Below are 12123 nucleotides of genomic sequence, written 5' to 3' on the forward strand. Positions count from 1 at the left end.
CCTTAATGAATCTTGCTACCCAGGGTGACCAGACCGTCGGCGTTCTCACGGCCGAGCCAGGTGGTCCAGCCCAGCAGGCAGGGGTTGCCTTCACCGATGCGCAGGTCGCGGATTTCGTCCTGACGCAGCTCCAGGCGGATGTCGTAGTCCAGCGGATCGCGCAGGGTGAAGCGCACTAGCGCGCAGAGCGGCTGGTAACCCGTGCCGATCGGCAGGAACTCGTGAAAGCGCGTCCAGCCCAGCTGGCGCACGTGGATGCGGAACTTGCCGCCGCGGTCGCGGACGCGTTCGCCAAGCACGGTGTCTTCGCCGAGCAGGCTGTTGGCGCGGCCGAGGCGGTTGCGCTGTTCTTCCAGCACCACCACCTGGCGTTCCAGGCACTGTTCGATGAACAGCTCGGCATGTTTGAAGTAGTAACGCAGCACCGACTCGATCAGCGCCGCCGAGTGGGCGCGCAGGCTGAGCAGGCCGAGGTAGGGCAGCAGGCGCTTCCAGTTCAGCTCCTGGGCCTGGCGGATCTGCTCGCTGCCCAGGCCGATCAGGGCGAACAGCTGCGCGGAGAAGGCGTCCATCGCCCCGCTCTGGAAGCTGGCGCGGTAGCGGTACTTCTGCCAGATCGGCAGCAGCAGGCGCTGCAGACGGTTGTTGAACAGGTCGAGGAAATCGCGGGTCGGGTTGCCGTCCTCGCTGTCGCCCAGGGCCTGCTCGCTGTAGAAGGCCGGCAACGGCGAGCCGCCGCCGAACAGGCCGACCAGGTTGACGCGCATGCGCGCGCGCAGCTCGCCGTGCTCCTCGAAGAACTGCACGCGATCGATATCGCTGCCGGGGAAGCCCAGGCTCGGGTTGGCCTGGAATTCCAGGTACTCGTAGAGGCGCTCGTCATCCAGTTGCGGATGAGCGACCTTGAGGCGCTCCAGCACCAGCTGTACGGCCTGGAACAGGCTGTACTCGCGGATGCCTTTGCTCAATCGAGTTAGAGCAGGGGCTGTTGCCCCATACGTGGCGTCCATTTGTACAACTCTCCCTGTGTGCTCTGAACGTGCAGCTCGTGGTAGCTGTTGAGGCTGGCGTAGAGGGCGAAAAACTCATTGAGTACCGAAGCGAAGAGGAACAGGTCGCCCTCGCCCAGGTAGCCGTCCGGGTTCATGGTCAGTTCGGTGCGCACGCCGCGCACCGGCAGGCCGCGATGCAGGCGGTCGACATGGCGGTGGCCGATGCTCTTGAGGCCGCCGAGCAGACGCTTGCTGACGCGCTCGGCGTGCTGGTCGTAGTAGCGCGGCAGGTCGTAGGTCTCGAGGATCACCTTGAGCGCCTCGACGTTGGCCAGCGACAGGTAGTTCAGCGACATGTTGGAAATCAGCTTCCACAGGAAGTCGCGGTGCAGCGGCGGCGCGTAGCAGGGGGTGACCGCGCTGATGTTGCGGAAGCTGAGAAAATCCGGGGTGTCCTCGCTGGGCAGGCAGATATCGCCCAGGCTCAGCTGACGCGGCAGGTTCTGGTTGGTGCAGGTCAGCTCGATGGACAGCGTCTCGTGCTGGTCGAGGTTGCGCAGGCCGAAGCTGAGCCAGGTCTCCAGGCCGTCGCCGAGCATCGACGGCTGCTGGCGCACGCTGTAGTGCGGACGCGCCACCGGCACGTCGAAGCTGGGGTCGTGCTCGAACGACTCGAACGGCACGTACTCCTCGTAGCCCATGCCGCCCGGCTTCCAGCCGGTGACGCGGTCCACCGAGAACACGCCGCAATGCTGCGCGTCGAATTCGGCCGGCAGCAGCAGGTACTGGTCCTGCTTGCCGTCGAGGCGGATCGGGATGGCGTCGTGCTGGAACAGGTTGACCACCGGCGTGCAGTACAGGCGCACGTTTTCCAGGGTCGGGCGGATGCGCTGCACCCCGGCCTTGTGGATATCGAAGCGCAGCTCCAGACCGCGCGCCTGCTTGAGCAGATCCTCGGGCAGGCCATGGATGGCATCCAGGCCGAGCAGGTCGACGAAGAGGAACTTGTCCTGGAAGGCGAAGTATTCCTGCAGGTAGCGGTAGCCGCGGAAGGTGTTGAGCGGATAGGGGATCAGCGCCTCGTCTTCGGCGAAGCCCACCGGCTGCACCTGCTCGGGCTTGAGCTGCAGGGTGCCGAGAGTCTGGCCGAAGGCATCCTGCATGGGCTTGCCGGCCGCATCGAGCAGCACCAGCTGGATGCCGCCGAGGTTGCGCAGCAGCGCCAGGTAGAGCATCTGGCCGATATAGCGCTCGCCGGCCAGGTGCAGACGCAGCTTGTTCAGGCCGATCTCGCCGAGATGGCCGTCGGCGCTCATGCCCAGACGCAGGCTGAGCAGCGCGCCGTCGCCCTTGACCGAGTAGTCCAGGCCGTTCAGCGCCAGCGGCAGCACCTCGGTGGGGTAGCAGGTGCGAAAGCGGCAGGTGACGCCTTCGATGGCCTTGGCTTCCACCGGCGTGCCGCGCTTGACCGGCAACGCCGGGCCGGGGCGGGTCAGCGGGTCGAACTGCAGCATGCTGAAGGCCGGCAGCGGACGCATGTAGTTCGGCCACAGCAGGTGCATCAGCGAGTGGGTCAGCTCCGGCAGCTCGTCGTCGAGCTTCTGCCGCAGGCGCCCGGTGAGGAAGGCGAAGCCTTCGAGCAGGCGCTCGACATCCGGATCACGCCCGGCCTGGCCAAGGAACGGCGCCAATGCCGGGCTGCGCTCGGCAAAGCGCTTGCCCAGTTGGCGCAGGGCGGTGAGTTCGCTTTGGTAGTAGTGGTTAAAAGACATGCTGTTTGCTCATCCCTGGGCGTGTTGACGTTATGGACACAGAGAGGTGTCGTTGATCGTCCATATCGTTATGGCATTGCCTTTTTGTTCGATTGGCGAGCGCTTCAGATGAGCAAGCAGGCGCTGCTTGTCGAGCGATACCGACTTGCCATGTGCCGCGATATCCAGGCGATAAGTGCCTGGTACGCTGTCTTCCAGTGTTTCGTTGAACACGATGTAGGACAGCACCTCGATGGAGTCGTCAGCGGCCAGCCGCTGTCCAGCAGGGAATGAGCCTTTTCCGTTGGAGTAGTCATGGGTGGAAACTTCGACCGTGTAGCCACACACATTTTCGAAGTTGGCGATAAAGACGCTTTTCTGCTGGCTGCTGCAGCCAGCAAGCAGAATCGAAAGTAGACACAGCACGTGCTTAGTCATCGAATTTCACCCGGGTAAGCCACAACAGGCCCTTGACGTCGTTCTCCGAGGCGATGGAACGCTGCCAATAGTCCTGGTAGTTGCGTGGGCTGTGGGAGTGGTAATGCATAAGGTCTATCTCCCCTGCCGCTGGAATGGGGTGATTGTCCACAGGCGCCTGAGTGAGGATCGTGGAGGTCGACTTGTGGCTCCACGAGTACGCAGGTATCAAGCCACCATCGCCGTACTCGTTGAGGATGAGGTGACCCACCTCATGCGCAGCGGTGTGCGCGAAATCCTCATCGGCAAAATTGGCGGGATAGTTGGCAGCCGCCCACATGCCCAAGTTGTGGTAAATCTTTTTGAACATCGCGAAGCTAGTGGAACGACCGAAGTCATCACCGATTGAAGCAATGAGCGGGAAATTCTTGGCGCTGGGCTTGGCATTCACATCAGCGATGACCTTCACCTGAAACGCGCCTTTGGCTGTCTGAATCGGCTTGTCGATGCCGCCTGCACGACTGCCCTCACGCGACCAGTAGTATTCGACCCCCGCCTTGGCCAATACCTTCAGTTCATCGAATGTGCGGGCCGTCAATTGGTTGTTCCTGCCGGATACACCACCATCAGAGAAGCTGGGGCGCAGGGTGATCTCGACGGAGCCAGCGTTGCGATCAACGCGGGCATCGACCCACGGTGCGGCTGCAGCGCTATTGTCCAGCCGCAGCTCCGATACCTGCTCTTCAGCACCTTTCTTCACGGTCAGACGCACAAGCAGGTTGGGGCTTTTCAAAACACGAGTATCGAGAACGCCAGATCGGTCGTAGCCGTCCCACTGCCACTGGTGCTCACCTGTCGGAAGCAGCGCCGCTGTATCCGCTTCGCTATGGAGCAGCGTCTCGCCATCGTATACCTCCAGGGTCAGGCTATCGGCCGGATGTTTGCGGTTACGGATCTGGAAATCGATGGTCTCTCGATTGTTCGTTGTGCCTTGTCCAATTTCCTCGTAATCGGGAATCCGCAGAGGCGTGAGCACACGATTGCCTCCACGCTGCAAAGCAATGGTGTAATCCAGCGCGCGCTCTTCGGCCGCTTGAGCCGGAGGCACCAGAACATTGATGACGCTAGCTGCAGCAGCCACCAGCGACAGCGGCGCAACCGGGCTGAACGCCGCCCCACCGCCACTCGCGCCAATCAACACGGTGCCGGAGCCAGCCACCACGGTATTGCCATGACTACCCACCGAGCCCACCACCGCCGCCGGCTTGCCATTGATCAGCACGGTGGGAATCACCGCGCCGGCCATGGCGCCGCCGCAGGCGGAGGCGTCGCCCATGCGCGCGGCGGGCAGACTGTCGAACAGCACGTCGGGCGAGCCGGCGGCGATCGGGTTGGTGCCGTGGCCGGGAATCGGGCAGGCGGTGGGATCGCCGAGGCGGGCTGCGGGTTTACCGGACATGTGAGGCTCCTGGGTTGACCTTGACCTGACCGCTACCGTCCAGGCTCGCGGAGAAACTGACCTGACGCCTGACGCCATCCATCTCCAGCATCGCGTCGATGGCGAAGGCCTGGCGCAGCGGATCATGGGTGCGCGGCAGTGAAATCACGCGCACCTGGGTCAGACGGGGTTCGTACGCTTCGATAAAGCGTTCGATGGCGATACGCGCCTGCTGCAGCGAGTCGTGCAGCGACAGGCGCATATCGTTCAAATCGGGCAACCCGTAGTCGGGCAGCGTCTGCACGCTGCCCGCACGGGTGCTGAGCATCTTGGCCAGATGGGCAGCCACCGAGGCCATGGCGGCGACCTCGCGGCTCCAGCCGGCACGTTGGCCGGCCTCGCCACCGAGGCGCTCGAACAGGCTGCCGTAGGCCATGGCTGCTTACTCCTTGTCCAGCTTGCCGACCAGCGACAGGGTGAAGTCGGCACCCATGTACTTGAAGTGCGGACGCACGTTCAGGCTGACGCGGTACCAGCCCGGCTCGCCTTCGACATCGCTGACGATGACCTGGGCGGCGCGCAGCGGACGACGGCTACGCACTTCGGAGCTGGGGTTCTCCTGGTCGGCCACGTACTGGCGGATCCACTTGTTCAGTTCCAGCTCGAGGTCGGTACGCTCCTTCCAGGCGCCGATCTGCTCACGCTGCAGCACTTTCAGGTAGTGGGCCAGACGGTTGACGATGAACATGTACGGCAGCTGGGTGCCCAGCTTGTAGTTCAGCTCGGCGGTCTTGCCTTCTTCGCTGATGCCGAAGAACTTCGGCTTCTGCGCCGAGTTGGCGGAGAAGAACGCGGCGTTGTCGCTGCCCTTGCGCATGGTCAGGGCGATAAAGCCTTCCTCGGCCAGTTCGTACTCGCGACGGTCGGAAACCAGCACCTCGGTGGGGATCTTGGTCTCGATCTCGCCCATGCTCTCGAAGTGGTGCAGCGGCAGGTCTTCCACCGCGCCACCGCTCTGCGGGCCGATGATGTTCGGGCACCAGCGGAACTTGGCGAAGCTGTCGGTCAGACGGCTGGCGAAGGCGTAGGCGGTGTTGCCCCACAGGTAGTGCTCGTGGCTGTTGGCCACGTTTTCCTTGTAGACGAAGGTCTTCACCGGGTTGTCTTCCGGATCGTACGGGTTGCGCAGCAGGAAGCGCGGTACGGTCAGGCCGACGTAGCGGGCGTCTTCCTGCTCGCGGAAGCTCTGCCACTTGGTGAATTGCGGGCCTTCGAAGTGGTCTTTCAGGTCCTTCAGGTCCGGCAGGCCGGTGAAGGTTTCCAGGCCGAAGAATTTCGGGCCGGCCGAGGCGATGAACGGGGCGTGGGACATGCAGGCCACCGAGGCGACGTACTGCAGGGTCTTGACGTCCGGAGCGCTCGGGTCGAAGTAGTAGTTGGCGATCAGGGCGCCGACCGGCTGGCCACCGAACTGGCCGTACTCGGCGGTGTAGATGTGCTTGTACAGGCCGGACTGAACGATTTCCGGGCTGTCTTCGAAGTCATCGAGCAGGTCCTGCTTGGAGGCGTTGAGGATCTCCAGCTTGATGTTCTCGCGGAAGTTGGTGCGGTCCACCAGCAGCTTGAGGCCGCGCCAGGAGGATTCCAGGGCCTGGAAGTCCGGGTGGTGGAGGATCTCGTCCATCTGCCGGCTGAGCTTGGCGTCGATCTCCGCGATCATGCGGTCGACCATGGCCTTCTTCACCGGCTCGTTTTCGTTCTGCGGCTTGAGCAGCTCTTCGATGAAGGCCGAGACGCCGCGCTTGGCGATGTCGTAGGCCTCGTCGTCCGGAGTCAGCTTGGTTTCCGCGATGATGCGGTCGAGGATGCCGAGGTCGGCGGCGCTGTGGCTGCTTTCTACGGCTGCGCTAGTCGTGCTCATGAATATGCGTCCTTGTCAGTGAGAATCAGGAATCCAGCTTGTCTTGGGCGGCCAGGCCCAGTTCGCCGAGCACGCGATCGCGCGAGTCGTCGTCGGAGAGCACGCTCTCGATCGCCTTGCGGAAGGCCGGGGCGTTGCCCAGCGGGCCTTTGAGGGCGACCAGGGCGTCGCGCAGTTCCATCAGCTTCTTCAGCTCCGGTACCTGCTCGACCAGGTTGGCGGGGTTGAAGTCCTTCATGGAGTTGATGCGCAGCTGCACGGCCAGCTCGTCATCGGTCTGCTCGTCCTGCAGACGGTTCGGCACGGCGAAGGTCAGGTTCAGTTCCTGCTTGGCCAGCACTTCGTCGAAGCTGTTCTTGTCGATGCTGATGGGCTTGCGGTCTTCGATCTTGCGATCGTCGGCACGCTGGGTGAAATCGCCGAGCACCATGAGCTTCAGGGGCAGTTCGATTTCTTCCTGGGCGCCACCGGTGGCGGGTTTGAAGGTGACGTTGATGCGTTCCTTGGGGGCTACCGAGCCTTCTTTGGCCATGGCTGTTCTCCTTTGCGTTGATGGCCCGGAGGCCTTGATTGGCGTGTTGGCGCCTTACTCCAGCACCACCTCGAGGTCGAGGTGGCACAACCTGCGATAGATCTCGTCCTTGCTGTCGCGCACCGCATGGTTCTGCGGCAGCAGCTCGCAGCAGTGGTGCAGCAGGCGCAGCACATCCAGGGCGAGATCGGGTTCCCACTCGCCGAGGCCCGAGGCCTGCAGCGTCTGGTCGAGCGATTCGAGTTGGGTCTTGGCCAGGTCGTACTTCTTCGCGGCGAAGCACAGGCGGGCCAGGGTCAGTTGCCAGAAGAAGTGTTCGCGGCCGCCACGGGCGCGCGACATGCCCTGCTTGAGCTGCTGCACGGCGGCCTTCAGGCCGTCCTTGCGCAGGCCGGGCAGCACCTGCTGCAGCGCCTCTTCCCAGGGCGGCGTGACGCCCTGCTCGCTGGCGGCAGGCTTCTTTTCCACTTCCGGGGCCTGCAGGTGCGGCAGCACATGAGCGCCGATCCAGGCACGGGTCTCGGCATCGGCGAAGGGCACGCCGTCGTGGAAGCGCAGCTCGTCGAGGCCGGGCACGCGCTGCAGGAACAGGGCGAGCTGGATTTCCACTTCGCGCATGGCCTGCTCGGCCTTGAGCTCCTGCAGGCATTCCCAGACCAGGCGCTGGCCGTCGAGCCAGAACGGCGCGCGGGCGATGCTGGCTTCCAGATCGGCGAGCAGGTCGGCGTAGGCGCCCTGGGCGAAGCGTTCCTTGTACGAGGCCAGCTTGTCGGCCGGCAGGCCGCGCAGGGCGGTGATCTGTTCGGCGTTGCGCTCGGGCAGCGACTCGATGGGCAGCCACAGCAGAGTGCGTGCCAGGCGCAGCGGCTTGAGGTCGGTGGCCTTGTTCTTCAGCCACCAGGCGCACAACGGGCGGGCGGCGTCCTGCTGGCTGCGCAGGGCCTTGTGGGCATCCTTCTCGCTTTCGATGGGGCCGCTGCCGGTGATGATCTGGGTGGCGACCTGCTTGACCTGGGCGATGGCGGCGCCGACTGCGCCCGGCTCGGCCTGGCCCTGGCTGGCGCGGTTGATCTGCTCGTCCAGGCGGCGGCACAGCGGCAGCAGCAGCGGCGAGTCCTCGCCGAGGTGGCTCGACAGGGCGGCTTCCAGACCATGCAGGTGTTCGGCCAGACGGCGAAACAGTGGCAGCTGCTCGCTGATCGGCACGTGTTCGGCCAGCGCCTGTTCCAGGCGCGGCAGCAGCCAGTTGATGGCGGCGGTGCGGGTCCGCGCCTTGCGCGGGTGCAGCTCGTGCCAGTGGTGTTCGCAGAGGTAGTGCAGCAGGTTCAGACCGGCCTGCAGGCCGGCGAAGGATTCGCGCTGGAACAGGCCCCAGGTCAGCCAGGTGGCGGCGCGCAGATCCTTGGATTGGGTGGTCAGCAGGTTCTCGCTGCCCTCGCGCACCTTCTGCCAGTCGATGGCGCCGGTTTCATGCAGCGAGGAGGCCTTGCCCAGCTCGGTTTCCAGCATTTCGTATTCGCTGGAATAACGCACATCTTCGCCGGCGAAGTTCCCTTCATTAATAGGGGTTTTGGCCAGATTGAGATAATGCGCAGTGAGCTTGCTGGAGTAGGTCATTCCATGACTCAAATAATTAAGTGGGCAACTTCCACGGCCGTGCAAATGGCCATCCGGCCTTTGCCAAAACACCGCAGTGCGCAACTTTTTGCGCAGTTGTTTGTGCAACAACTTGCGCAAGATCCTTATGGGACGGGCATCCTAGCCCTATGCCAGCAGGTGGGCAACCGCCCGAAGTGTGAAATACCTAACATTCGGCGACATCTTACAAATTATTACTGGAACGTCAGCTCGGCTAATTTGTCGCGCCTTCGGAGCAAGTTGTTATCGGTGTTTCGACTGTAGGAGAAGTTGTTTCAGACTTGTAAGAAATGTCTTACTGGCAAATTAGTGGCGCATCACAGTTAATGGCACTTTAATACTGCTTTTTGTGACGTTGGCCACTGTTCGCCAGATGCCGTTGTGCCAGGTCGGGCCCAACCACTCGCCCGACCTGACAATGGCTCAGCCGGCCAGGACCTCGCTGGACAGGCGCAGCCGCAGGGCGTGCCGTTCGTCGGCGGCCAGGCGCACCACGTCCTCCATGACGTTGGCCGTCTCGATGCACAGCATGCCCTGCCAGGCCTCGGCGGCGAACTGCGACAGGCGCTTGGCCTTGTCGATCCAGGGGTTCCACAGCACCGCCGAGCGCGAGCCGCTGCTGTCCAGGTGGATGCGCCGGCCCCAGCCCGGATCGACGATGCTCAGCCGCGCCGGGGTGCCGAGGTAGATGCGGTCGGTCTCGCCGACGAACTGCAGGGCGCCGTCCTGGCGGTGCTCGCGCCAGTCGTCGAGGGTGTCGAGGTAGCGGCAGCCGTCCAGCCCTTCGACGCCGACCTGGCGCACGTCACTGACGGCGAAGTAGCTGTGCAGCGCCTGGCTGATGACCAACGGCTCGTCGCCCTGGTTATGCGTCTCAAGATTCAGCGCGAGGTCCTCGCCGAGGCGGATGTCCAGCTGCAGGCGGGCGGCATGCGGCCAGCCGGGCAGCAGGTGCTGGCGGCTGTCGAAGACGAAGCGCAGGGTCACCGCATCGCCGTCCTCGTCGATCCCCAGCAGCTGCCAGTCGAGGCCACGCACCAGGCCGTGACTGGGCGCCAGTCCAGGCTGATAGGCGGCCTGCACGGCGGGCGGGTTGCAGCGCAGGTCGCCGAACCAGGGCCAGCACACCGGCACCCCGCCGCGCACGCTCTGGCCGCGCTCATAGGCGGCCTGCTCGCTGAGCCAGATCAGCGGCGGCTGGCCGTCGGGCTGGTAACTGAGGATCTGCGCGCCCTGCTGGGCCACCAGCAACTCGGCGTGCGCCGTGCGCACGCGCCAGCAGGTCAGTTGGTCCAGTTCCACGCGTTCGACTTGGGCAGTGTTCATGACGACATTCTCGCGACAGAGGGCTTGCCTCTATTGGAACCCCGGATGGCGCACAAAGCAAAACGCCCGTCGCGAGGACGGGCGTTTTGCTTGCCGCGGATCGGCCTTACTTGCCGTAGACCTGTTCCGGCAGCCAGGTGATCAGCCCCGGGAAGATGTAGGCGATCACCAGAAGCAGAATCTGGATCAGGATGAACGGCACCACCCCCTTGTAGATGGTGCTGGTGGCCACCGATTTCGGCGTCACCCCGCGCAGGTAGAACAGGGCGAAACCGAACGGCGGGGTGAGGAAGGAGGTCTGCAGGTTCAGCGCGATCATCACGCCCAGCCAGATCGGGTCGAGGCCCATGGCCAGCAGCACCGGCCCGACGATCGGCACCACCACGAAGGTGATCTCGATGAAGTCGAGGATGAAGCCGAGCAGGAAGATCACCAGCATCACCAGGAAGAAGGCGCCGAGTACGCCGCCGGGCAGCTGGGCGAACACGTCCTCGATCAGCGCCTCGCCGCCGAAGCCGCGGAACACCAGGGAGAACAGCGAGGCGCCGATCAGGATCATGAAGACCATGGCGCTGATCTCGGTGGTGCCATAGGCCACCTCGCGCAACTGGCCGAAGTTCAGCTTGTTCTTGCTCAGCGCCAGCAGCATGGCGCCGACGGCGCCGAGGGCGGCTGCCTCGGTGGGCGTGGCGTAGCCGGCGAGGATCGAGCCGAGCACCGCGCCGATCAGGATCAGCGGCGGTACCAGCGCCTTGATCAGCTTGCCCCACTCGATCGGGCCCAGCTCCTCCTGCGGCAGCGCCGGCAGCTTCTTCGGCTGAATAATGGCGACGGCGATGATGTAGAGGATGTACAGGCCAACCAGCAGCAGCCCGGGAATCAGCGCGCCGACGAACAGGTCGCCGACCGACACCGTCTTCGGCGAGAAGATGCCCATCTTCAGCTGTGCCTGCTGATAGGCGCTGGACATCACGTCGCCGAGCAGCACCAGGACGATCGACGGCGGGATGATCTGCCCCAGGGTGCCGGTGGCGGCCAGGGTGCCGGTGGCGATGGCCGGGTCGTAGCCGCGGCGCAGCATGGTCGGCAGCGCCAGCAGGCCCATGGTCACCACGGTGGCGCCGACGATGCCGGTGCTGGCGGCGAGCAGGGCGCCGACCACACAGACCGAGATCGCCAGGCCGCCGCGCAGGGTGCCGAACAGACGCGACATCGACTCGAGCAGGTCTTCGGCCACCCGCGAGCGTTCCAGCATCACCCCCATGAACACGAACAGCGGCACCGCCAGCATGGTCTGGTTGTTCATGATGCCGAACAGGCGGTTGGGCAGGGCGCTGAGGTAGCCGGCGTCGAAGGTGCCGGTGAGCACGCCGATGCCGGCGAACAGCAAGGACACGCCGCCCAGGGTGAAGGCCACCGGATAGCCGGCCATCAAGGCCAGGCAGATGCTGACGAACAGCAGAATCGCCATCAACTCAGCCATGCTTCACCTCCGGAGCCGGCAGGCGACCGCTGATGACGTAGAGCGCCTTGATCAGGTTGGCGATGCCTTGCAGCACCAGGCTGACCACCAGCACCAGGATGATGCTCTTCTGCAGGTAGACGAACTTGAGGCCGCCGGACTCGCTGGACGCCTCCAGGGTCGCCCAGGAATTGCTCACGTAGTCCCAGCTGGCCCAGCCGAGGAACAGGCACACCGGCAGCAGGAACAGCAGGTTGCCGAGGATTTCCACCAGGGCCTGGCGGCGGCCGCTGAAGTTCTGGAAGAAGATGTCCACGCGTACGTGGCCGTTGCGCTGCAGCACCCAGGCGGTGGCGCCCATGAACACCAGGGCATGGGCGTAGAGCACGGCTTCCTGCAGGGCGGTGGCGCCGATGCCGAAGCCGTAGCGCAGCACCACGACCACGGCGGTGCCGAGCACCAGGAACAGGGTCAGCCAGGCGCAGGCCTTGCCGAACCAGGCGTTGAGAGCATCGATCAGGTACGCAAGCGCGAGGGGAAGCGATGGCTTGTCGGACATAGTGAGTCCTTTATCGTTATTGGGTAGGGGACAGGACGCCGGCCCGGTCGGCCGTACGCCACGCCTCCCGCAACCTTGTGGGTCGAG

Annotated in this window: 11 protein-coding genes; all 11 read right to left on the reverse strand. The window is 64.3% G+C overall.

The window, feature by feature from the left end:
* Positions 1 to 2: 2 nt before the first annotated feature.
* Positions 3 to 1010 (reverse strand): type VI secretion system baseplate subunit TssG, encoded by a 1008-nt coding sequence (gene tssG, locus ACIGFL_RS18295; protein WP_397498082.1) that lies wholly within the window; start codon positions 1008 to 1010, stop codon positions 3 to 5.
* Positions 974 to 2764, reverse strand: coding sequence for a type VI secretion system baseplate subunit TssF (tssF, locus tag ACIGFL_RS18300; protein WP_003242068.1), 1791 nt, complete (start codon positions 2762 to 2764; stop codon positions 974 to 976). Before tssF ends, tssG begins: the two co-directional genes overlap by 37 nt.
* A 30-nt stretch (positions 2765 to 2794) precedes the next feature.
* Positions 2795 to 3181 carry a hypothetical protein gene (locus ACIGFL_RS18305; protein ID WP_129483200.1) on the reverse strand — a complete coding sequence of 129 codons (387 nt, stop codon included), beginning with the start codon at positions 3179 to 3181 and terminating at the stop codon, positions 2795 to 2797.
* The gene (locus ACIGFL_RS18310; RefSeq protein WP_273264163.1) at positions 3174 to 4619 is read right to left on the reverse strand and encodes a PAAR domain-containing protein; all 1446 of its coding nucleotides are present in this window, start codon (positions 4617 to 4619) and stop codon (positions 3174 to 3176) included. The genes ACIGFL_RS18305 and ACIGFL_RS18310 overlap by 8 nt, the downstream gene beginning before the upstream one ends.
* A complete protein-coding gene (gene tssE, locus ACIGFL_RS18315) occupies positions 4609 to 5034 on the reverse strand; it encodes a type VI secretion system baseplate subunit TssE (RefSeq protein WP_003242065.1) in 426 nt (141 codons plus the stop codon). The genes ACIGFL_RS18310 and tssE overlap by 11 nt, the downstream gene beginning before the upstream one ends.
* Before the next feature lie 6 nt (positions 5035 to 5040).
* A complete protein-coding gene (gene tssC / locus ACIGFL_RS18320; protein ID WP_397498083.1) occupies positions 5041 to 6519 on the reverse strand; it encodes a type VI secretion system contractile sheath large subunit in 1479 nt (492 codons plus the stop codon).
* Between the two features lie 25 nt (positions 6520 to 6544).
* A complete protein-coding gene (tssB, locus tag ACIGFL_RS18325; protein WP_397498084.1) occupies positions 6545 to 7051 on the reverse strand; it encodes a type VI secretion system contractile sheath small subunit in 507 nt (168 codons plus the stop codon).
* Between the two features lie 54 nt (positions 7052 to 7105).
* Complete coding sequence (gene tssA, locus ACIGFL_RS18330; RefSeq protein ID WP_397498085.1) at positions 7106 to 8668, reverse strand: type VI secretion system protein TssA; 1563 nt, start codon at positions 8666 to 8668, stop codon at positions 7106 to 7108.
* 444 nt (positions 8669 to 9112) lie between these two features.
* Entirely contained in the window at positions 9113 to 10015 is a 903-nt protein-coding gene (locus ACIGFL_RS18335) for a D-hexose-6-phosphate mutarotase (protein ID WP_397498086.1), read from the reverse strand.
* A 106-nt stretch (positions 10016 to 10121) separates the two neighbouring features.
* A complete protein-coding gene (locus ACIGFL_RS18340; RefSeq protein ID WP_021442730.1) occupies positions 10122 to 11498 on the reverse strand; it encodes a TRAP transporter large permease subunit in 1377 nt (458 codons plus the stop codon).
* A complete protein-coding gene (locus tag ACIGFL_RS18345) occupies positions 11491 to 12036 on the reverse strand; it encodes a TRAP transporter small permease subunit (RefSeq protein WP_021442731.1) in 546 nt (181 codons plus the stop codon). The genes ACIGFL_RS18340 and ACIGFL_RS18345 overlap by 8 nt, the downstream gene beginning before the upstream one ends.
* Positions 12037 to 12123 lie beyond the last annotated feature (87 nt).

Source organism: Pseudomonas sp. NPDC077649, assembly GCF_044542855.1.
Classification (GTDB): Bacteria; Pseudomonadota; Gammaproteobacteria; order Pseudomonadales; family Pseudomonadaceae; genus Aquipseudomonas.